The organism is Sphingomonas sp. AP28 (genome assembly GCF_056680455.1).
This window is the reverse complement of sequence record NZ_CM155283.1, coordinates 4089507-4111722: the sequence shown is the minus strand read 5'-3', so window position 1 is coordinate 4111722 and position 22216 is coordinate 4089507. Positions and strand designations below refer to the sequence as shown.

The following is a 22216-nucleotide window of genomic DNA, read 5'->3' as shown; positions in this document are numbered from 1 at the left end:
CAGAGCGACGGACGCCGCCAATCGTGGCGCTGGATCCTGACTTTCGTCAGGATGACGGCGGATGGTTTGATCCCCTGGAGAACATCAAACCATGTTGCATCGCGGTAACAGTCGCGGCGCCATCCACATTCATGGCAATATTGTCACTTGATATGATGTATCATCAAATCTACCCGCAGCGTCGTACAGGGACAACACAAGGGAATTTCATGAAGACGATGCTGTTCGGCGCCACCGCCCTGGCTGCGCTCCTCTCCTCGCAGGTACATGCGCAAACCGTCGCCACGGAAGCTCCGGCCCCTACCCCCGCACCGACGTCGGTCGGCTCGACCAACCAGCGCGACATCATCGTCACCGCCCCGATCCAGACCAGCGAGCGCGACGTTCTTCAAGGCACGACCGTCCTCACCGGCCAGGAACTCACGCGCCAGTTGCGGCCGTCGATCGGCGAGACTCTCGCGCGCCAGCCTGGTGTGTCGGCATCGTCGTTCGGCCCGAGCGCATCGCGTCCTATCCTCCGCGGCTTTCAGGGCGACCGTATTCGCGTGCTGACCGACGGGATCGGCTCGATCGACGTCTCTAATACCTCGGTCGACCACGCCGTCATCATCGACCCGCTGCTCGCCGAGCGCATCGAGATCCTCCGCGGCCCAAGCGCGCTGCTGTACGGCACGTCTGCAGTCGGCGGCGTCGTCAACGTCATCGACACGCGCATCCCGCGGTCGGTGCCCGAGAACGGCTACCGCGTGAACGGGATCGCGAATTACGGCTCCGCCGCTAACGAGCGTTCCGGCGGCATGGCCGGCGACGTCGCAGTCGGCCAGCACCTCGTGCTCCACGCCGATGGCTCGTATCTGAAGTCCGGGGACCTGCGCACAGGCGGCTACATCCTCTCGCGCGACGCCCGCGCCCAGGCGCAGGCCACGGCCGCCCTCCCCGTCGATCCCAACGAAGCCGACCCGATGGACTATGCCGCCTCGGCGCGGTTGAAAGGCAAGCTCCCCAACACGCAGGCCGAAACCTGGACGGCGGGTGCCGGCGCGTCGATCATTACGGACAATGGCAATCTCGGCATCTCGTACAGCCACTATGACAGCCTGTATGGCGTGCCGATCCGGTACGCCACGCAACCCGGCCAGGAGCAGGAAGCGCCACGCCTCGACGTCGTCCAGAACCGTGTCGACCTACGCGGCGAGATCGATACCGGCGGCGATTTCATCAGCAAGATCCGCGTCCGCGCCGGCCAAGCCAGCTATCGGCATTTCGAGCTGGAGGAGGACAACTCGGTCGGCACAGCCTTCTACAATAAGGGGCTCGAAAGTCGTCTCGAAGTCGTCCAGGCGAACCGCGGCGGCTGGCAGGGCGCGTCGGGCGTGCAGTTCTACAACCGCATTTTCAACGTGGTCGGCGACGAAGCCTTCCTGCCGAAGAACGAGACCAACCAGACCGGCCTCTTCACGCTCCAGCAATACGAGTCCGGCAAGTTCCACGCCGAGGGTGGCGTCCGCTACGAGATCACCGATCTCGCCGCGCGCACGCCCGAGGACGACTTTCGCTTCTTCCGCGGCAGCCAGAGCTATCATTCGGTCTCGGGCTCGCTCGGCGCGTCCTATGCTTTGACCGACAGCATCCGCGTCGGCCTGAACGGCTCGCGGACCGAGCGCGCGCCGTCGGCAGAAGAACTGTTCGCAAACGGCGCGCATGCCGGGACGCAAGCGTACGAACTCGGCAATCCCAACTTCCGGCTTGAGAAGTCATGGGGCTTGGAGGGTACGCTGCACGCACATGGCGACGGCTTCAGCTTCGACGCGTCAGCCTATTACAACTGGTTCTCGAACTACATCTCGGAGAACCAGGTCGCATCGACGGTCTGCCAGGCGGCAGCGGATCCCTCGGGCCGCACCGTCGACCTGCCCTGCTTCCAGTACCAGCAGGCCGATGCGCGCTATTACGGGTTCGAGGCCGATGCGTCGGTCAAGGTCGCACAGATCGGCGGCTATGCGGTCAACGCCGACGCGCTGGGCGATTACGTCCACGCCAACATCGTCGACCAGGGTCCCGTGCCGCGCATTCCGCCGATGCGCGTGCTGGGCGGGATCGAGGCGCAGGGCGACCGGGTCAACGGCCGCGTCGAGGTCGAGCACGTGTTCGACCAGAACCGCATCGCCGCGTTCGAGACGAAGACCAACGAGTACACGATGGTCAACGCCTCGATCGGCCTCAGCCCGTTCGGCAAGGATTCGAAGACGACGTTGCTGCTGAGCGCGAACAATCTGTTCGACGTGAACGCACGCCGCGCGACGAGCTTCCTCAAGGACTTCGCGCCGCTCGCCGGCCGTGACTTCCGCGCGACGCTGCGCTTCGGGCTGTAAGCTACGCCGACCGTTCCCGCGTCATGGCGGGAACGGTCGGTACGCCGTCACTTGCCGATGAGGACGTCGCTGGCCTTGATCAGGACGGTGACGGTGTCGCCGGTCGCAAGCGCCAGGTCGGCAATCGCTTCCTCGGTGATATTGGCGGTGACGATATTGCCGCCTCCGATATCGACCTTGATCGCGCCGTTGACCGCACCGGGCGTGATCGAGACGATGGTGCCGGAAATTTGATTGCGTGCGCTGATCTTCATGGGTTTGCTCCTGTTGGTGACTGCTGGTCCAGCATGACGAACGACACGGCGGATGCACCGAGCAGGTCGGCGATCGCCTCGCCGGACGATAGCGCGGTATCGGCCCACCAGTCGCGGGGATCGCCTGCGCTTTCATACCGCTCGGCACTGCGCAGCGCGACGACGCAGCGGACTGCGTTGCCGTCGAGCGAGCGGGTGAATGCAATGACGTGGTCGGCACGGGGACCGGTCACCGCGATCGGCTCGTACGTGCCGTGAGCGAAAAGCGCGGGGTGGTCGCGTCGCAGCGCGAGGAGTCGGGCGATAAGCGCGGTCTTGGGGTCGTCGGCCTGTGCGAGCGACTGCCGACGCGCGGCATAGTCGACCGGACGTCGATTGTCGGGATCGACTAGGCTCAGGTCGGTGGTTTCGGTGCCCTGGTACAGGTCGGGCACGCCGGGCACGGTGTCGCGCAACGCGACTTGCACAAGGGTGTTGGCCGCAGCGATCGGCGCGATCCGGTCGACGAACGCAGTAATGTCTTCGAGAAATGTGCGCGATCGATCGGGGTCGAGCAGGGCCTTGGCGAGATCGTGGCAGCGGGTTTCGTACGTCTCGTCGGGGGCTTCCCAGGAGGAGCGAAGCTTGGCCTCGCGCAAGGCCTTCTCCTGCCACGCCACGATCCGCTTGGCGTAGTCGGACAGGCCGTTTGCGTCCGCGGCATCGAGACCCGCTGGCCAGGCGCCGAACAGCGTCTGGAGCAGCATATAGATCTCGGCGCGATCGACTCCGTCTGCGAATGGCGCTGCCAGTTCGAGCCAATGCTCGACATGCGCGCGCCACAGCCCCGGGACCTCGCTCAGCACCGCGAGACGCGCGCGGACGTCTTCGCCGCGCTTGTGATCGTGCGTCGCGGTGGCGAGCATGGCGAAGGGCCAGTCGCGGGCTCGCTCGATCATCGCAGTGTGGAACGCGTCGATGTCGAGCGACATGCGGGCCGCATCGAAGCCGACGTCGTTGCGCGAGAGGAGGCGGCCGTAGCGGTAGAAGGCGGTGTCCTCGACCGCCTTGGCAGCGATGGGCGCGGAGAGTTGCTGGAAGCGGCGCACCGCGTCTGCGGCCAGCGCGGTGTCCCCTGGCCCCTCGCCTGCCAGCCATGACAGGATATGGTCGACGACTGCGCCTTCGCCGGGCGGGACGAACTCGGCAACACGCTGGCGGACGGTTTCGCGGATCGCGGCGTCGGCTGCGGGTGCTGCGGCGCCGGTTCCGTAGGTTCGGTAGACCGGGAAGACCCACAGCAACCGCTCGATCGCGCGGTGGAGCATGCCCGTCGTCAGGCCGTCGCACTCGGGGGTCGAGCGGGCGAGCGTGACGAATGCCTCGACGCAGCGGTGGTGCTGTGCGTCGAACTGCCACCTGAGCAACTCTTGTCGCGCGCGCAGTTCCTCGGGGGCGAAGTCGGCGGAGCGTCCGCTGATGTCCGCCCACAGCTTGCCTAAGGGCTCCGCGCCGGCGGGGGCGTGGAGCAAGGCGGTGACCTGCTCCATGAAGTCGTAGCCGCTCGTGCCGTCGACGCCCCAGTCGGGGCTGAGCGGTTCGCCGTCGGCGAGGATCTTCTCGATGACGATGTACGCCGGGCCGGGCGGCGCGTCGGCGGGGCGCCCGATCGAGTCCAGTCGCGCGCGGAGTTGGCGGCAATAGCCGGCGGGATCGGTCAGGCCGTCGACGTGGTCAACGCGGACGCCATCGATCAGGCCCTCGGCGTAGAGGCGGAAATAGAGCGCATGGGTGGCTTCGAACACGACCGGGTCTTCCGCGCGTAGGCCGGCGAGGTCGTTGATTGTAAAAAACCGCCGCCAGTTGAGTTCGTCGTTGGCGACACGCCATGACGCCAAGCGGTAGTGCTGGCGGCCGATCAGCGCAGCGATGTCATCGATTGCCGCGGTCGCCTGGTCCTCGTCGCGGATCGGCAGTCGATGTTCGCCGTATGCTTCGAGGACGTAGCGGCCATCGACCCGCTCGACCTTCAACGCGCCGCTGGTCAGTGTTTCGGCAAGCGGGGCGCCGAGGATCGGGAGGACGAGTTTCTCGCGCCAGTCTATGTCGAAATAGCAAGCATATTCGCTGGTTTCGCCGTGGCTTAGGACATCATTCCACCATGCGTTCTCACCGCCGACAACGCCCATGTGGTTGGGGACGATGTCGATGATGACGCCCATGTCGCGCGCGCGGAGGACTGCGACCAGGCTGCGGAACGCCTCTTCGCCGCCGAGTTCGGGGTTGATGCGGGTCGGGTCGACGACGTCGTAGCCGTGGGTGGACTCGCTGCGCGCCGTGGTGATCGGCGAGGCGTAGAGGTGGCTGATCCCGAGGTGGTCGAGATAGGGGACAAGTGCCTCGGCATCCGCGAAGGTGAAGTCTTTGTGGAACTGGATGCGGTAGGTTGCGCGCGGCGTGGTAAGGACGGTCATGCGGGTCTCGTGGCGTTGAGCTTGGCGATGCGGGCGGTGACCTCGGGACGGGCGAGCAGCGCCTCGGTTGTGTCGGGCATGCGGCGGCGCCAGTTGGGGTGTTCGTCGATCGTGCCGGGGAGGTTGGGTTGCTCGACCAGCCCGGCGAGGTCTTCGATCGGGATGATGGCGAGCGCGCAGGGCGTGCTGGCGACATGCGCGATGGCGGCGTCGACGACCGGGTTGGTGTCTTCAGGGGTGGGCTGTTCGATGCCGGTGTCGAATGCAGGCCAGAGCGCGCCGCGGTCCTTGGCGCGAGCGGCGAGGTCTGCGGGCTTGTCGGCGGCGTCGGACTTGCGTCCGAGGTCCCACGTCCAGTCAATATCGCGGCCGCTCCACCAGCCTGCGACGGTGGCGAGGTCGTGCGTACCGGTCATCGCCACTGCATCGGGCGACCATTTGGCGGGGGGCACGAAGCCGTCAGCATCGCGCTCGAACCACAACACCCGCATCCCAAGCATGGCGCGCGCGTCCATCGCCTCGCGGAACCCGTCGGGGACGGTGCCGAGGTCTTCGCCGATGACAATCGCCTTGGCGCGCTGTGATTCCATCGCGACGATCCGCATCATGTTGTCGAACGGCATGTCGAGGTACGCGCCCTCAGCGGCCAACGCGCCTTCGGGAACGACCCAGAGGCGACGGAGGCCGAACGCGTGGTCTATGCGGATGCCACCGGCGTGCGCGAGCGCTGCGCGGATGGTTGCGATGAAGGGAGCGAAGGCAGTATCACGCAGCGCTTGCGGATCGAAGCCGGTAATGCCCCAGCTTTGCCCGTCGGGACCGAGTGGATCGGGCGGCGCGCCGATCGAGAGGCCTGTCAGCAAGTCGCTGCGCCGGCTCCAGCCGTGGCTGCCGCCGGGATCCATGCCGACGGCGAGATCGGCGATGAGGCCGATCGCCATGCCGGCGTCCTTGGCGGCCGTCTGCGCGGCGTCGAGGTCGCGCCGCGCCAGCCATTGGAGGAAGATGTAGAACGTGACGTCGTCCGCATGCTCCGCGACGAAGCGGCGGACGGTGGGTCTAGCGGGATCGTGATACTCGGCGGGCCATTGCTGCCAGCCGCGTGCACCGGTGGTAGCGAAGAAGCGCGCATGGAGAGCGTCGAACTCGGCATGGCGTTCGAGGTCGTCGCCGCCTTGCCGCCTGAACGCTGTCAGCGTTTCCTCAATCTGTGGAAGCGCTTGATCGAAGCTCTTGCGTAGTTGCGCGAGCTTTTCGGGGATCGCGGCGTGCCAGTCAATCAGTTCGGGAAGGTCGCGGCTGTCGGACTGTGCACCGAATGCGGCCGGGTCGCCGTACAGGCCGTTGAGGAATTGCCGGCTCGAGGGTCCGTAGGGGCTGTATCGGCTGGCGTCGGCGGGGAACAACGCATGCGTCGGGCTGATCGCGAGGGCATCGGCGCCGCGTTTGCCGAAGGCTCGGGCGGCATCTGCTAGCGAAACGAAGTCGCCAAACGCCTTCGGCGCGTCGGTACGAAGGCTTGGAATCTGGACGGCGGGCGCCCAAAGTTTGCGGCCCGGTAGCGCGTCGGCGATCGTGTAGCAGCGGCGTGGCGCGACGAGAATGTCGATGACTTCGCCATTGATTTCAACCTTGTGGTAGCCGTTCTTGCTTATCGGACTTAAATCGCCATTATCGATCGTGACGGAGCGCGTTGTACCGTCTTCGAACGTAAGTTCGGCGTTGCCTGATACCTTCGATGTCAGCCGGATCGGGTCTCCCACATCGACGGACAAGAAACGGACACCCTGCGCGTTTCGAGCTTCGATCGCGGCGAGGCTTTCGGTGATCTGCTTTTCGCTTCCGGACGGATGGCCGAGACGATCCAGGATCGCCTGTAACGCGCGGTCGGCGACGGTCTGGCGACGACCCGCTGCGTCCTGCCATTCGGCTTGCAGGCCGGCCGCGACAGCGAGTGTTCGGAGGCTGCTCATCAATCCAGCCAGACTGCCACGCTGGCAGCCTCACCGGGTTCGCCATCGGCGAAGATCGGCGTGGCCTCTATTGCAGGAAAATCAACGACATCGTCTCCGAGGTTGAGTACGATCGTGAGGATTGCGCCGTCCCCCAATCTCCAGCGCGCAACGACCGCCTCCTCCCCGATCGCCTCGGCGCCGATTGCGGTCGTGTCGCGCAGGCGGGGGATGATCTGCTCGTGTCGGATCTTGAGCAGAGTGCGGTAGAGGTTCTGCCACTCGGCCGCATCGGCGCCGGGCCGTGCTCGCGATTGGAGGAAGGTTTCGTGCGCGTTTGGGTCGGGGATCGCCTCGCGCGCTTCGGGATTGGCGAAGGCGGCGAACTTGGCGAATTCCTTGCGCCGGCCTTCGCGCACCGCATCTGCGAGTTCGTCGTGAAAGTCGGTGAAGAACAGGAACGGGCTTTCGCTGCCGTGATCGTCGCCAATGAAGAGCAGGGGTATCTGCGGGCCGAGCAGCAGCAACGCGGTGGCAGCGCGGAGCTTTTGGCGGCCCGCGAGCAGCGTCAGGCGTTCGCCCATCGCGCGGTTGCCGATCTGGTCGTGGTTCTGGAGGAATGCGACGAACGCGGTCGGCGACAGGTGTGCGCTCAGCTTGCCGCGCGGCTTGCCGTCGTGGTTGGGGGAGCCTTCGCCTTGGTAGATGAAGCCTTCGCCCAAGCAGCGCGCGAGGCGTTCAGCAGGGCGGTCGGCAAAATCGGCGTAATAGGCGCTGGTCTCGCCGGTGAGCAGGACGTGGAGGACGTTGTGGAAATCGTCGTTCCACTGCGCGTCGAACGCGGCGGGATGGAGCCGGTCGGCGTCGTTGCCTTCGTTCTCAAGGACGAGGTGGACGTGGCGGCCGGCGGTCTTTGCGCGCAGTTCGGCGGCCATCGCGTCGAGGAAGGCGTCGTTCTCGATCGCGTGGACCGCGTCGAAGCGCAGGCCGTCGAACTTGTACTCGTTCAGCCACATCAGCGCGTTGTCGACGAAATAGCGGTGGACCGGCGCCTGGTCGACCGCGACCGCGCCGCCCCAGGGGGTGTCGACTTCGGCGTGGAAAAAGCCCTTCGCATAGGCGCCAAGGTAGTTTCCGTCAGGGCCGAAGTGATTGTAGACCACGTCGAGGAACACGGCGAGGCCGAGTTCGTGGGCGCGGTCGACGAGGGCTTTCAGCTCGTCCGGCGTGCCGTAGCTTTCGGCGGGAGCGTAGGGCAGCACGCCATCATAGCCCCAGTTGCGCGTGCCGCCGAACGCGTTGACGGGCATGAGTTCGATGGCGGTGATGCCGAGTTCGGCGATCGCCGGGAGGTGGTCCGCGACGCCTGCGAAGCCGCCGAGCGTGCCGACATGGACCTCCTGGATGACCATCTCTTCCCACGGTCGGCCGGGCCAGTCCGGGGTGCGCCAGTCATAGGCTTGGTCGACAACCACGCTCCAGCCATGGACGCCGCCGTCCTGTGCACGCGAAGCCGGGTCGGGAACGGTCAGATCGTCCGCGAGCCGGAACCGGTAGCGCGTGTCGGCACCGACGGGTACCTTCGCGCTGAACCAGCCCTCCGGTTCGGAAGTCATTTGAACCGCGTCGCCATCGGCGATTTCGAGTGTCACCACATCACGGTCGGGTGCCCAGAGGCGGAAGGTCGTCCCATCTTCGGCGAGCGTCGGTCCCCAGGTCATGCTGCCGCGATCGTCCACGTCAGCAACGCCGCGCCCTGTGCGGGAAGCTCGTAGCTGTCCTTGATCAGCGTCGCCGGCTGGTCGGGCCTGCTGCTGTCGATCAGCACGGTGCGCTCGACCTCTGCCGGGGGCGGCATGTGGAACGTCAGCGGGCCTTCCGAGGCGTTCAGGAACAGCGAGATCACTTGCACTTCGCCCGAGTCCCGCTCGCACGCGCGGCGCATTACCAGCGCGCGGCCGTTGGTGTTCTCCCAATCGTCTGAAGTCAGTTGCAGACCGCGCTCGTCCCACCATTCGATGTCCTTGAGGCCTTCCGCGGGCGTGTCCTCGCCGTAGAGGAAGTTGCCGGCGCGTAGCATCGGATAGTCGCGACGGAGGGCGATCAGGCGCGCGGTGAAGTCGATCAGCGCATCGCCCTCGGGAGACTTCGCCTTGTTCCAGTCGAGCCAGCTGATCTCGTTGTCCTGGCAGTACGCGTTGTTGTTGCCGTTCTGCGTGCGGCCGAACTCGTCGCCCGCGACCAGCATCGGCGTGCCGAGCGAGGCGAACAGCGTGGTCAGCATCGAGCGCATCACGCGCGACCGAGTCTTGAGGATCGCCGGGTCCTCGGTCGGGCCTTCGACGCCCCAGTTGCGCGAGCAGTTGTTCGAGTGGCCGTCGTTATTGTCCTCGCCGTTCGCTTCGTTGTGGCGTTCCTCGTAGGCGACGGTGTCGGCGAGCGTGTAGCCGTCATGCGCGCCGAGCAGGTTGACGCTCGCCCAGGGGCGGCGCGCACGGCGGTCGAACAGATCGGCCGAGCCTGTCAGGCGTGCGGCGAGATCGGCGCGCTGCGCGTGGTCACCGCGCCAGAATTTCCGCACGGTGTCGCGGTACTTGTCGTTCCACTCGGCGAAACCGGGGGGGAAGTTGCCGAGTTGATAGCCGCCGGGGCCGATGTCCCAAGGTTCGGTGATGAGCTTCAGCTTGCCGAGCACGGGATCCTGGCGGAGCACGTCGAAGAACCCTGCGCCGGGATCGAAACCGGTGTCCGTGCGGCCAAGCGTCAGGCCGAGATCGAAGCGGAAACCGTCGATGCCGAAGCTGGTCGCCCAGTAGCGGAGCGAATCCGCGACCATCTGGATGACGCGCGCCTTGGTGAGGTTCAGCGTGTTGCCGGTGCCGGTGTCGTTGATCGAATAGCGCGGGTCGTCCTTGACGAGGCGGTAGTAGCTCGCGTTGTCGAGCCCGCGCCAAGAGAGCGTCGGACCCTGTTCCGAGCCCTCGCAGGTGTGATTGTACACGACGTCGAGGATGACCTCGATCCCGGCCGCGTGGAGGCGGCGGATCGAGCGGCGAAGTTCGTCGTGGCTGTCGGTCGCGAAGAACGATCGCTCGGGCGTGAAGAAATTGAGGGTGTTGTAGCCCCAGTAATTGCGCAGGCCCTTCTCCTGGAGAAAGCGGTCCTGGATGTAGGTGTGGATCGGCAGCAGCTCGATCGCGGTGACGCCGAGGCGTTTCAGGTGATCGATGACCTTGGGGTTGCCGAGCGCCGCGAAGGTGCCGCGTTCGGACGGCTGGACCTCCTCGAACAGCTTGGTCAGGCCCTTGGTATGCGCCTCGTAGATCACCGTCTCGGACCACGGCGTGTTCGGGCGCACGTCGCGCGACCAGTCGAAATGGCTGTCGGTCACGACGCCCTTCGGCATCGTCAGCGCGCTGTCGCGCTTGTCGAAGCTCAGGTCGGCCCGCGGCGACTTGACCTGATAGCCGTACATCGCGTCGGTCCAGCGGAGTTCGCCGATCATCTGCTTGGCGTACGGGTCGAGCAGCAGCTTGTTCGGGTTGAAGCGGTGGCCTTCCTCGGGCGCGTACCGGCCATGCGCGCGGAAGCCGTAGACGAGGCCGGGCTGCGCGTCGGGGAGGTAGCCGTGCCAGACTTCGTCGGTCCATTCGGGGAGCGGATAGCGCTTCAACTCGCGGCGGCCGGTCTCGTCATAGACGCAGAGTTCGATCTTCTCGGCATTGGCGGAATAGACCGCGAAATTGACGCCGAGGCCGTCGAAGGTCGCGCCGAGGGGATAGGCCGAGCCGGCGTCGAGCGTGTCGGGCAGTAGATGCAATGCGTGGACCCTTTTCGTGTCGCCGACCGAGCTTTATCGCGGTGCAGCATTCCTTGGCGTGAAACCCGCCCGCCACTTCCTATGTTCCGCATGACGAAGCGAGTTTTCGCCGCACTCTTCTACGTATCAAGGACATGCACATGCCTTACACCATCGGATCGATCCTCGCATGAGCGGGCCGAAACTGTTCGAGCCGCTTCAGGTCGGCAACCTGACACTCGCCAACCGGATCGTGATCGCGCCGATGTGCCAGTATTCCGCGAGCAACGGCTGCATGAACGACTGGCACCAGATCCACCTCGGGCAGCTCGCGCTGTCGGGCGCGGCGCTGCTGACGATCGAGGCGAGCGCGGTGCTACCCGAGGGGCGGATCACGCATGGCGATGTCGGGCTGTACGACGATGCGACCGAGGCAGCGATGGCGGGGGTGATCGAGAGCGTGCGGCGCTGGTCCGACATGCCGATCGCGATCCAACTGTCGCACGCCGGGCGGAAAGCGTCGTGCGAGGTGCCTTGGAAGGGTGGGCTGCAGATCGCACCGGGTGAGCCGAACGGGTGGCAGACCGAGGGGCCTTCGACGGTGCCGTTCCTGCCGGAGGAGAATGCGCCGGTCGCGCTTGACGCCGAGGGGTTGGCGCGGGTGCGCGATGCGTTCGTGGCGGCGACGGTGCGTGCGGCGCGGCTCAGGATCGACGCGGTGCAGTTGCATGCGGCGCATGGGTATCTGCTGCACGAGTTCCTGTCGCCGCTGTCGAACCGGCGCGAGGACCAGTATGGCGGCAGTCTGGAGAACCGGATGCGCTTCCCGCTCGAGGTGTATGACGCGGTTCGGGCTGCGTTTCCGGCCGAGCGTGCGGTGACGATGCGCGTGTCGGGGACCGACTGGGCCGAGGGCGGTTGGGATTCGGAGCAGACGGTCGCGTTTGCGAAGGCGCTGGAGGCGCGCGGGTGCAGTGCGATCCATGTGTCGAGTGGCGGGATCACGCCCACGCAACAGATCCCGGTCGGGCCGAGCTATCAGGTGCCGCTCGCGCGGGCGGTGAAGCAGGCGGTATCGATCCCGGTCGTCGCGGTCGGGCTGATCACCGATTTCGAGCAGGCCGAGGCTATCGTCGGAACGGGCGATGCGGACATGATCGCGCTGGCTCGGACGATTTTGTACGATCCGCGGTGGCCCTGGCATGCGGCGGCGCATCTTGGGGGTAAGGTAAAGGCGCCGAAGCAGTATCTCCGGTCGCAGCCGCGGCAGTTTAGGGATTTGTTCGAGGGGTAAGGGCAACCTCCCCCCCCCGCCCAACTCCGTCATCCCCGCGCAGGCGGGGATCCATACCCCCGGACTTCGCGATTTATCACGACGGCCAGCCAGTATGGGTCCCCGCCTCCGCGGGGATGACGGTTAAGGGTGAGGCTTAGCCAGCCACAGTCATCACCGAACCCGAATCCACCCGAATATCCGCGCCGTTGATGAAGCTCGCCCGCTCCGAGCACAGGAACACGATGGCCGACGCGACCTCTTCCGACGTCCCGCGACGCTTCAAGGTCATCCCCGGCCGCTCTTCCTCGAGAAATGTCTCGATCGCCTCGTCGAAGCTCGTGCCCTTCTCGTCGGCGCGCTTCTGCATCATCTTGTCGGTCATCGGCGTGGCGATGAACGCGGGCGAGACGGTGTTCACCAAGACGTTGTCGCAGCCGTATGCCTTCGACAACCCCTTCGACAGACTGGAGATGCCCGCCTTCGACGCGCAATAGGCGAGTTCGTCGACATAGGGCTGCACGGCATCCTCCGAGCTCATCAGCACGATGCGACCCCATTTCGCGGCGCGCATCGCCGGGATCGCCTCGCGGCAGACGCGCACCGCGCCCATCAGGTTGATGTCGATCGTCGACTGCCAGCCTTCATCGTCAACGTCGAGGAAGTCGCCGGTCGCGCCGGTCACGCCTGCGCAGTTTACCAGGATGTCGGGTTCGCCGAGCTGTTCGCGGACTTTCGCGAACAACGCCTTCACATCGTCGAGCTTGGTCAGGTCGGCCTCGACCGCGATCACCTCACCATGCGCCTTGAGATCTTCGACACTGGCGTCGAGGTCGCCGCCGGGTTGGTCGGTGATCGCGACGCGGACGCCTTCCTGGAGGAGCATCCGGGCGGTTTCCTTGCCCATGCCGCTGTCCGCGCCGGTGATGAGTGCGATCTTGCCTGCGATATCGAGGTTCATGCTGTCGTCCTTACGTCGGTGAAGATTGTCATGCCCATTCCCGAGGTCCGTCGCTGTCGAGCGCGCGGTCGAGGTAGAAGGCCGCGCTGATCAGCGCCAAATGACTGAAGCCTTGCGGGAAATTGCCGAGGAAGCTGCCGTCCTGCGCGATCTCCTCGGCGAACAGGCCGAGATGGTTGCCATGCGCGAGAAGCTTCTCGAAGTTCAGCCGTGCCTCGTCGAGCCGCCCGGCCCGCGCGAGGCATTCGACGTACCAGAACGAGCAGGCGACGAACGTCCCCTCCTGCCCCGGCAGGCCGTCGTCGATCCGGTAGCGATAGACCTGCCCGTCGTCGGACAGATCCTCGCCGATCGCTTTCAGGGTCGCGAGCCACTTGGGGTCGGTCGCGCCGACGAAGCGGACCAGCGGCATCATCAGCAATGCGCCGTCGACCGCCAGATCCTCCGGCGCGTCGCCGATCGCGCGGACGAAGCGGCCGAGATCGTCGTTCCAGAAGTTCGCCCAGATATCGTCGTGGATCGCCGTCCGCGTCTCCGACCAACGGACCAGCGGCGCGGGGAGCGAGCGCTTCTGTGCCAGCCGGACCGCGCGATCGACCGCGACCCAACTCATCAGGCGCGAGTGGAGATAATGTTTCTTCGGCCCGCGAACTTCCCAGATGCCAGAGTCCGGCGTGTCCCACGTCTCGCAGACCTGGTCGACGATCCGCCCGATCGCGACCCAGGAGTCATGTGCGATCGGCTCGCCATATTTGCTGCCGAGATAGGTCGCATCGAGCAGCGCGCCATAGATGTCGTGCTGCGTCTGGTCCTTCGCCTCGTTGCCGACGACGATCGGCGTGGCACCCTCGAACCCGGCGAGGTCGAGTTTGCGTTCGTCGGCGATCTCGCCGCCGTCGAGCGCGTACATGACGCCGAGATGGCCCTTCGAACACGCCTGCGCGCGGTCCATCGCCCAGTGGAGAAAGCCGACCGCCTCGCCTTGGTACCCAAGCCGGAGCAAGGCATAGACGATGAAGGAGGAATCGCGGACCCACGTCGCGCGGTAATCCCAGTTGCGGACACCGCCATGCGCTTCGGGCAAGCCGAAGGTCGCGGCGGCGGCGATCGAACCGTGCTTGCGCGAGGTGAGCAGCTTTAGTGCCATTGCCGAGCGCTCGACCGTCTCGCGCCAGCGGCCGCGGTAGCGCGACTTGCGGCTCCATGCGCGCCAATAAGCGATGTCCTTCTCGACGATCGCATCGAGCGCATCGGTATCGAGGGAGACGTCGTCCGGGTTGCTGAGGATCAGCGAGACGGTGTCGCCTTCGGTCAGGTGGATCTCGGCGGTCAGATCGCAGCCGTCCGCGACCAGCGTCGCCGCGCCGTGAACCGCGAGCGCGAGCCCGCTTTCGTGATCGAACCGGCCGCGCGACACGTCCGCCTCGGACGTCGTGACGGAGGCCGTGCGTCCCATCACGCCGTAATCGAACCGCGGGGCGCACCGGACTCGGACCGTCGCTGATCCGCGCGTGCAGGTCAGCCGCCGGACCAACCGCGACGGCGCGTCGTCCTTGTCGTTGCCGACCGGCATGAGGTCGACCAGATCGACGCTAGCCGCGTTCGCCATCCAGCGGGTCAGCAGGATGTTGGTCTCGGGCAGGTACATCTGGACGATGTTCGCGTCGGGGAGGTCTGGCTCGACAGAGAAATGCCCGCCTTTTTCACCGTCGAGCAGCCGCGCGAAGACCGACGCGCTGTCGAGGCAGGGCCAGCAGAGATAGTCGATCGTGCCCGCCGTATCGACCAGCGCGATCGTCTCCAGATTACCGATCGCGCCGTGGTCCGCGATCGATATGGCGTGCTTATCCCCAAGGTCAGCCATTATCGCGGAAGCCGGGATACAGGCTCATGCCGCCGTCGATCGTCAACGTCGAGCCGACGATATAGTCCGCCGCATCCGACACCAGGAACAGTGCCGCGCGGGCGACGTCCTCCGGGTCGCCGATCCGGCCGTACGGGATCAGTTCGAGCAGTTTGTCCTGGTCGGCGGTCGCATTCTCGTTGATCTCGGTCGCAATCGCGCCGGGGGCGATGCCGTTCACGCGGATGCGGTCGCCGGCGATCTCCTGCGCGAGCGTGCGCATCAGCATCCCGCTGCCGCCCTTCGACGCGGCGTAGTTGGCGTGGCCCGCCCAGGGGATGACCTCGTGCACCGAGCTCATGAACAGGATCTTCCCGATCGACCGGCTGACGCCACGGTCGCCCTGCTTGCGGAACCGGCGGACGGCTTCGCGCGAGACGAGGAACTGGCCGGTCAAATTGACGTCGATGACGCGCTTCCAGTCCTCCAGCGTCAGGTCGGCATAGGCTGCGTCCTTCTGCATGCCCGCGTTGGCGAAGACGATGTCGACGCCGCCGAAGCGCTCGACCGTCTCGTCGAACAGCTTCATCACCGCTGCCTCGTCCGACGTATCCGCTTCGCAGGCGAACGCCTCGCCGCCGGCCTGCTCGATCGCCTCGACCACCTCGCGTGCCTTGTCCGCGCTGCTGTTGTAGTTGACCGCGACCTTTGCGCCCGCCTTAGCAAAGGCGATGGCGGAGGCGCGGCCGAGACCGGAACTCGCGCCGGTGACGATCGCGGCCTGGCCTGTCAGGTCGATGTGCATGGCTGGTCTTTCGCTGGGGATTGTCGCGGCTTAACGCGCGCCCTCCGGCATTTCTCCCTGCTCACGCCCTCCCCCCGCAATCTTGCTGATCTGCATTAAGTCGCCGTTTCCGGTGCAACTCTTAGCCCGCCCCGCGCGCTGTGGGTCCTGAGAAGCTTCTAGGACGGCAAATGACCAAGACCATCGCCAAGGATACCGGCACGCCACCGCAGGGCGCGACGTTCGAAACGCAGATCGGCGAAGGCGGCGAACTCCACCAGATCGCCAGCGGCGACGGCGACGTACTGACGACGCAGCAGGGCATCCCGGTATTCGACGACCAGAATTCGCTCAAGGTGGGCGACCGCGGGCCGACGCTGCTCGAGGATTTCCACTTCCGCGAGAAGATCTTCCATTTCGATCACGAGCGTATCCCCGAGCGCGTCGTCCACGCACGCGGCTATGGCGCACATGGCACGTTCACGCTGACCGAGAGCCTGGAAGAGTTCACCAGCGCCGGCATCCTGACCGAAGTCGGCGAGCAGACGCCGATGTTCCTGCGTTTCTCGACGGTCGCGGGCAACAAGGGCTCGGCGGATCTGGCACGCGACGTGCGCGGCTTCGCGGTGAAGTTCTACACCAAGGAGGGTAACTGGGACGTCGTCGGGAACAACATCCCGGTGTTCTTCATCCAGGACGCGATCAAGTTCCCCGACCTGATCCACGCCGCCAAGCAGGAGCCCGACCGCGGCTTCCCGCAGGCACAGACTGCGCATGATAATTTCTGGGACTTCATTAGCCTGACCCCGGAATCGATGCACATGGTCATGTGGATCATGTCCGACCGCACCATCCCGCGCGGCTTCCGCTTCGTCGAGGGGTTCGGCGTACACACGTTCCGCCTCGTCAATGCCGAGGGCAAAGGCACCTACGTCAAGTTCCACTTCAAGCCGAAGCTGGGTCTCCAGTCGGTCGCGTGGAACGAAGCGGTCAAGATCAACGGTGCCGATCCCGACTTCCATCGTCGCGATCTTTGGGACTCGATCGACCAGGGCAACTTCCCAGAGTGGGACATGGGCGTGCAGCTGTTCGACGACGAGTTCGCCGACAATTTCGAGTTCGACGTGCTCGACGCGACCAAGGTCATTCCCGAGGAGCAGATCCCGGTCCGCATCATCGGCAGCTTCAAGCTCGATCGTCTGGTCGACAATTTCTTCGCCGAGACCGAGCAGGTCGCGTTTTGCACGCAGAACATCGTGCCGGGCATCGGCTTCACCAACGATCCGCTGCTGCAGGGCCGCAACTTCTCGTATCTCGATACGCAGTTGAAGCGCCTGGGCAGCACCAACTTCACGCACATCCCGATCAATGCGCCGAAGATCCCGGTGAACAATTACCAGCAGGATGGTCACATGGCGATGCATGCCCGCAAGGGTCGTGCGAACTATGAGCCGAACAGCTGGGCCGGCACGCCGCGCGAGAGCCCATCGAAGGGCTACAAGCACTTCCCGTCGCAGGAGACGGGTCGCAAGGCGCAGGTGCGGTCGGCGACGTTCGCCGATCACTACAGTCAGGCGCGGCAGTTCTTCATCAGCCAGACCGAGATCGAGCAGAAGCACATCGGCGATGCGCTGACGTTCGAGCTGTCGAAGGTCGAGCGCGTCGACATCCGCGAACTGATGGTCGGGCATCTGCTCAACATCGACGAGAAGCTCGCGAAAACGGTTGCGACCGGTCTTGGGCTCAAGGCGATGCCGCCAAAGGCCAAGGCTGCGGTCGAGACGCGTACCGACCTGCCGTCGTCGGATGCACTCAGCATCCTGAAGAACACCAGCGGCAGCTTCGAGGGTCGCAAGCTCGGCATCCTCGTCACCGACGGTGCTCCGGCAGCAATCGTGCAGGCCCTGGTCGACGGGATCGTCGCGGCGAAGGCCACGTACGAGATCATCGCGCCGAAGGTTGCGGGCGCAACGCTCGACGACGGGACGCTCGCGGAGGGCAAGCAGAAGATCGATGGTGCGCCGTCGGTGCTTTACGATGCCGTCGCGATCGTCGTGTCGGCGGACGGCGCGAAGAAGCTCGGCAAGGACAAGACCGCCAAGGACTTCGTCAGCGACGCGTTCGGGCATGCCAAGTTCATCGGCTTCAACGCCGACGCGAAGCCGTTCCTGGAAAAGGCCGGCATCGAGGACGAGGACATGGATGACGGCGTGATCGCGCTGGGCGGCAAGGGCGACGTCGACGCGTTCCTCAAGACGCTCGGCAAGCTTCGCATCTGGGACCGCGAACTGAACGTCGACCTCGACGCGCCAGCGTTCGAAAACCCCGAGGCGGCTTGATCGCTTCGAAACAAACTAGGTCGTCGCCACCGTACGCGCAGCGTGCGGTGGCGATCGCCATTCCGGTCAAGAACGAAGACCAGTATCTGCTCGGCTGCCTCGACGCGCTGGATCGTGCGGCGGGGCGGTATGGCGGCAAGGTCGTGATCGTCGCGATGGCGAACGACTGTACCGATGGCACGATCGATATCCTGACGAACTGGCGGCCGACGCATGCGACTCTCGCATGGTCGGCCGTTTCGCTTTTACCGGGTGCGCGACACGCCGGCTGGGCCCGGCGGCTAGCGCTCGACGCTGGTGCCGCGCTGCTTACGCATCATACCGATCTGCTGCTGTCGACCGATGCGGACACGAACGTCTCCGCGGACTGGATCGTGCGGATCGTTGCGCATGTCGACGCGGGTAACGACGCCGTGGCCGGTCGCGCGCTGACGCTGCGGTCCGACCGAGCGAGCCTTGGCACGGCGGCACGGCGGCGGCTCGATCAGCTCGGGCGCTATTATACCGCGCTCGATTATCTGCGCGCGCGCGCCGAGACCGAAGCCCATGATCCCTGGCCTCGCCATTTCTACGAGGGCGGCGCGAGTATCGCGATGACGCACGCGATGTACCGCCGGATCGGTGGCGCCCCCACCCCGCCGGTTGCCGAAGACCGCGCACTGTTCGATCGGATCCGGGCGCATGGCGGGCAGGTTCGGCACCCGCTCGACGTCCGTGTTTTCACGTCGTGCAGGATTTCGGGACGAGCGCCGGGTGGCATGGCGGACGCGGTCGCGCGGTGGATCGACCAACCGATCGATGCGCCGCTGCACGAGACGTATGCGGTGACGGCGGCGCTAAATCCCGCCTCCGCGAACCCGGGCGACCAGCTTAGCTTCGCGACATTGCCCGATGCGATCCGCGAGGCGCAGACGCTGATCCGCCTAACGCGCGTCTTCCAGTCGCCAGAGGTCGAGCCGATATGCTTCGTGCCGGTCGCTGCGAACGACCGCAACCCGGTCACCGAGAGCAGCGTGCAGTTCGGCAACGGCATCGTCCCCGCTTTTGGGATAGTCGGTCTCGCCGATCCAGTGGACCAGCATCACATACCCGCCTGACGTCGCTGCCGAGCGGACATACGCGGCCAAGCGGACGATGTCGGCGCTGTCCCAGTAATAGACCACCTCCGACAGTAGGATCAGGTCGAACGTCCCTGCGGGCGCGTCTTCGGGAAGTCGGCGTTGTTCGATGCGGATATGCGGTTGATCCGCGCACCGTGCCCGCGCCGCCGCCACCGCGGTTTCGGAGACGTCGAGCGCGAGCACCGCGTCGCACCTAGCCCCGAGCCGAGCCGTCAGGACGCCGTTCGCGCAACCGACCTCCAGCGCGCTCTCGAACCGCGCCTTCGGCAACGCAGCCAAGGTCTCGTCATACTTCGCCGCCTCGTACGGGCTGGTCTCGAACTTCCACGGGTCGCCCTTGTCCTTGTAGAGCGCCTCGAAATATTCGGGCGCGATCGAGTGTTCACAGCGCATCGCGAGTCTCCAGCAACAAGGTGTTCAGCCGGTCCATCAGCCGCATCATCGCGTCGGGCAGCCGGAAATTTTCGCGCGCGCCGACGATCCGGCCGCCGCGCTGGCTGCGATGACACGCCATCGCGCGACGCTGTCTAGCACGCCCGGACGCCGTGGCGATCGACAGCACGCGGGCGCCGCGCAGGCGCTCGATCAGGTCGGGGACGGTCCAGCCCCAGACGAGATACTGGAAGAGACGGCAATGCGCGCGCCGTGCCACCGCCTCGGCGAGCGCGGCTGCGGCCTCGTGATCGCAATGCGGTTCGCCGGACCATGTCACGGCGATCTGGCGGACGCCGCGGACTCTGCACCACGCGGCCAGTCGATCGACGCTTCGCACGAACAGCGGAACGCCCCCCGAAGCCGGCGACGCGTCGGGCCAATCTAGATAGAGCGCGTCCGGCTCGCCACCCAAGGCCTTCAACGCCGCTTGAGCCTCGCCGCGCCGTAGCCCCGCGATCCGCTTTCCGCTCCATCCCGGCGCATCGGGGTGCGATCCCGATCCGTCGGTCAGGAACGCGGTATGAACACGTCCGCCTGCCGCCGTCACCGAGGCGATGAACGCGCCGCACCCGAGCGTCTCGTCATCGGGGTGCGGCGCCAGCACGAGCCATGGCCCCTGCCCCGCTGCCGTCCTGGCCGACATCCGCCGTGCCCGCCGCGTAAGATTGCTCCAGGCCTTGCCGCCCGGTGCTACCACCACCGATCGTCGCCCCAGCAATCATCCTCCAGCCACGCCGCCGCCGCGCGGTCGCGCGCCTGGTCCGGCACCGGCTGGCGCAGGTAGAGCCCGAGATCGCGCGTGATCCGGTCGATCCGGCTGGCCGCGAAGAACGACGCGGTGCCGACCGAGCGCGCCGCCGCCTCCATCGTCCGCAACCCAGCCTCCTCGACCACGCCGCGCGTCATCAGCACCAGCGGGATAGCGTCGCTCGCCTCCGCCTCGGCCAGATGCGCGGCCTGGCGTACCCACAGCCCAGCGCTCCGCGTTTCGGTCAGGCAGCCCGCGAACCGAGCGCGCTGGATCGGATCCGCCCCCTTGCCGGTGGCGACGAGATGATCGCGCAGATGCCGGACAAGCGCCTCGACCGCGCCGAGCTGGACCGCGGTGAACCGCCATGCGCCTGCGCTGAAGCGCGGTTCGCGTTCGTAATCGTTGGGGGCGCCGATCACGCCTTCGCGACCGATCGCCATGCCCGTAAAGTCGAACCGCCCGCTGCACGTGCCGCGCATCCCGCGCACCTGCCAGCCGGAATTGTCGGTCCGCGCCGTCGCCCCGGCGATCGGGACCAGCACAAGTTGCTTGTCGCCGTTCGCATCGCGCGCGGTCACGAGGATACGATCGAGATGCCCGGCCCCGGTCGCGAAACTCTTCGCACCGTCGAGCGTCCAGCGATCGTCGCCCGCCGCATGGATCGACAGACCCGGTGCCGGCTCGGTGTTCCAGACGCCGAAGACCTTCCCCGCCGCGAGATCCGCATCCAGGCTCTTACGCTGCGCGTCGTTGCCATAGGTCGCGACGAGCTGGACGGCGTTCACATGCCCTTCGAACACGCGCCCGAGGCTGAGGTCGGCGCCGCCGATCGCGCGGAGGACGTCGAGGAGCGCGTCGACCTGCAAACCGGAGCCAAGCGTCTTGAACGCCGCGAGCGCGCCGGCGCCGTGCAGCGCAGCTATCCGTTCCGCGGGAAAGGTCTCGTGCGAATTATCCTGGTCCCATGCCGCGGCAAGGTGTCGGACGGTCTCGAGGACGGTCCAGCCGGTTGGATATATGGTCAGTGGACAAGTCCCCGTGAAACCGATGGCGGTGCGCCAGCTTCATCATACAGAACGCAGGGCATGGCGCAGCGTTGCGTATCGCCGCGATGGAGAGTGGAACTAATTTCGCCGCCTCAATTTTCCGCCCAATTACCACCGGCAATGCCGCGGTCGAACCTTTGTTAACGGTTGGCCGGCATAGTCCGGGCGATCGGAAGGGATGAGAGTCGATGGCGCACGAACGGGATGTCTTCACGCTGCTGGGCAGGCGTATGCAGATCGACCAGCCAGCGCATCGCGGGCATCGCGGCGACAGCGACATGCCGCCGATCGCGGACCTGATCCGGCGGATCGACCGCGCGCTGCTGGAACGCCGCGCGGCCTGAGCACCCTAGTCGTCCGCGTCGGCTGCTCCGATCGCAAAGGCATACATCTGCGCCGCACGCTGTTCTCGCGGATCCTTGAAAGCGCGCATCGGGTCCGGGGCATCGCCCGTCGCGCGCAATACGGCCCATAAGGCAAACCGCCGACCGGGCTCCCGCTCGGTACCGAACGCGAGCGACACCCGCTCGCGACCAGCCTCCAGAGCCCCTGGGCTGAGCGTATCGATGTCGGTCGTGCCGAAGAAGTGGTGCGAGATCGCGTCTAGGTCCATTCCGGTTACCTAGCGGACCGTCCGCCCCTCGGGCAATCGGCTGCGACCGTGACGAAGACCTATCGCAACGGTTGCGATCCCACTGCTCTCCGATTAGACGCCGTCGTCCCGGTTCGCCGGGTACCGGTTTGGAAGAGTGTCCGAGTGGTTTAAGGAACTGGTCTTGAAAACCAGCGATGGGGTAACCCATCCGTGGGTTCGAATCCCACCTCTTCCGCCA

The 22216-nt window shown here is 66.0% G+C and carries 16 protein-coding genes, 1 tRNA gene and 1 pseudogene; 6 read left to right on the top strand and 12 right to left on the bottom strand.

What is annotated here, in order from left to right; all coding sequences use genetic code 11:
* The first annotated feature begins 209 nt into the window (after positions 1-209).
* The gene (locus tag AC1MH0_RS19080) at positions 210-2372 is read left to right on the top strand and encodes a TonB-dependent receptor (protein WP_480964068.1); all 2163 of its coding nucleotides are present in this window, start codon (positions 210-212) and stop codon (positions 2370-2372) included.
* Positions 2373-2419: 47 nt separating this feature from the next.
* Here AC1MH0_RS19080 and AC1MH0_RS19075 read toward each other — a convergent pair whose 3' ends face one another.
* From AC1MH0_RS19075 to glgX, 5 genes are read right to left on the bottom strand one after another with little or no spacing between them, the layout of a single operon-like run.
* Entirely contained in the window at positions 2420-2626 is a 207-nt protein-coding gene (locus AC1MH0_RS19075) for a TOBE domain-containing protein (RefSeq protein ID WP_480964067.1), read from the bottom strand.
* Positions 2623-5079, bottom strand: a complete 2457-nt coding sequence (gene treY, locus AC1MH0_RS19070; RefSeq protein WP_480964066.1) for a malto-oligosyltrehalose synthase — start codon at positions 5077-5079, stop codon at positions 2623-2625. Before treY ends, AC1MH0_RS19075 begins: the two co-directional genes overlap by 4 nt.
* Positions 5076-7052 carry a 4-alpha-glucanotransferase gene (malQ, locus tag AC1MH0_RS19065; RefSeq protein WP_480964065.1) on the bottom strand — a complete coding sequence of 659 codons (1977 nt, stop codon included), beginning with the start codon at positions 7050-7052 and terminating at the stop codon, positions 5076-5078. The genes treY and malQ overlap by 4 nt, the downstream gene beginning before the upstream one ends.
* Positions 7052-8752 (bottom strand): malto-oligosyltrehalose trehalohydrolase, encoded by a 1701-nt coding sequence (gene treZ, locus AC1MH0_RS19060; protein WP_480964064.1) that lies wholly within the window; start codon positions 8750-8752, stop codon positions 7052-7054. The genes malQ and treZ overlap by 1 nt, the downstream gene beginning before the upstream one ends.
* Positions 8749-10851, bottom strand: a complete 2103-nt coding sequence (gene glgX, locus AC1MH0_RS19055) for a glycogen debranching protein GlgX (RefSeq protein ID WP_480964063.1) — start codon at positions 10849-10851, stop codon at positions 8749-8751. The genes treZ and glgX overlap by 4 nt, the downstream gene beginning before the upstream one ends.
* A gap of 169 nt (positions 10852-11020) precedes the next feature.
* Here glgX and AC1MH0_RS19050 point away from each other — a divergent pair, with 169 nt between their 5' ends.
* Positions 11021-12124 carry an NADH:flavin oxidoreductase/NADH oxidase gene (locus tag AC1MH0_RS19050; RefSeq protein ID WP_480964062.1) on the top strand — a complete coding sequence of 368 codons (1104 nt, stop codon included), beginning with the start codon at positions 11021-11023 and terminating at the stop codon, positions 12122-12124.
* Between the two features lie 136 nt (positions 12125-12260).
* Here AC1MH0_RS19050 and AC1MH0_RS19045 read toward each other — a convergent pair whose 3' ends face one another.
* The 3 genes from AC1MH0_RS19045 to AC1MH0_RS19035 are packed head-to-tail and all read right to left on the bottom strand — an operon-like array spanning position 12261 to position 15712.
* On the bottom strand, positions 12261-13064 hold the full coding sequence (locus AC1MH0_RS19045) for an SDR family NAD(P)-dependent oxidoreductase (protein WP_480964061.1): 804 nt from the start codon (positions 13062-13064) through the stop codon (positions 12261-12263).
* Positions 13065-13092: 28 nt separating this feature from the next.
* Positions 13093-14928 (bottom strand): glycoside hydrolase family 15 protein, encoded by a 1836-nt coding sequence (locus tag AC1MH0_RS19040; protein WP_480964060.1) that lies wholly within the window; start codon positions 14926-14928, stop codon positions 13093-13095.
* Positions 14921-15712 carry a glucose 1-dehydrogenase gene (locus tag AC1MH0_RS19035; protein WP_480964059.1) on the bottom strand — a complete coding sequence of 264 codons (792 nt, stop codon included), beginning with the start codon at positions 15710-15712 and terminating at the stop codon, positions 14921-14923. The genes AC1MH0_RS19040 and AC1MH0_RS19035 overlap by 8 nt, the downstream gene beginning before the upstream one ends.
* A gap of 170 nt (positions 15713-15882) precedes the next feature.
* Here AC1MH0_RS19035 and AC1MH0_RS19030 point away from each other — a divergent pair, with 170 nt between their 5' ends.
* The gene (locus AC1MH0_RS19030; protein WP_480964058.1) at positions 15883-18030 is read left to right on the top strand and encodes a catalase; all 2148 of its coding nucleotides are present in this window, start codon (positions 15883-15885) and stop codon (positions 18028-18030) included.
* A 47-nt stretch (positions 18031-18077) separates the two neighbouring features.
* Positions 18078-18446: pseudogene (locus tag AC1MH0_RS19025) on the top strand (glycosyltransferase); the annotation flags it as partial.
* 507 nt (positions 18447-18953) lie between these two features.
* Here the strand turns inward: AC1MH0_RS19025 and AC1MH0_RS19020 are convergent.
* The 3 genes from AC1MH0_RS19020 to AC1MH0_RS19010 are packed head-to-tail and all read right to left on the bottom strand — an operon-like array spanning position 18954 to position 21203.
* Complete coding sequence (locus AC1MH0_RS19020) at positions 18954-19544, bottom strand: SAM-dependent methyltransferase (protein ID WP_480964057.1); 591 nt, start codon at positions 19542-19544, stop codon at positions 18954-18956.
* Entirely contained in the window at positions 19534-20286 is a 753-nt protein-coding gene (locus AC1MH0_RS19015; protein WP_480964056.1) for a PIG-L deacetylase family protein, read from the bottom strand. Before AC1MH0_RS19015 ends, AC1MH0_RS19020 begins: the two co-directional genes overlap by 11 nt.
* Positions 20277-21203, bottom strand: coding sequence for an acyl-CoA dehydrogenase family protein (locus AC1MH0_RS19010; RefSeq protein ID WP_480964055.1), 927 nt, complete (start codon positions 21201-21203; stop codon positions 20277-20279). Before AC1MH0_RS19010 ends, AC1MH0_RS19015 begins: the two co-directional genes overlap by 10 nt.
* 368 nt (positions 21204-21571) lie before the next feature.
* Here AC1MH0_RS19010 and AC1MH0_RS19005 point away from each other — a divergent pair, with 368 nt between their 5' ends.
* Positions 21572-21727, top strand: a complete 156-nt coding sequence (locus AC1MH0_RS19005; RefSeq protein WP_480964054.1) for a hypothetical protein — start codon at positions 21572-21574, stop codon at positions 21725-21727.
* A 5-nt stretch (positions 21728-21732) separates the two neighbouring features.
* On the opposite strand, the gene AC1MH0_RS19000 is transcribed toward AC1MH0_RS19005, so the two are convergent.
* Complete coding sequence (locus AC1MH0_RS19000) at positions 21733-21996, bottom strand: hypothetical protein (protein WP_480964053.1); 264 nt, start codon at positions 21994-21996, stop codon at positions 21733-21735.
* A 130-nt stretch (positions 21997-22126) separates the two neighbouring features.
* On the opposite strand from AC1MH0_RS19000, the gene AC1MH0_RS18995 reads away from it, so the two are divergent.
* Positions 22127-22216 (top strand) — tRNA-Ser (locus AC1MH0_RS18995).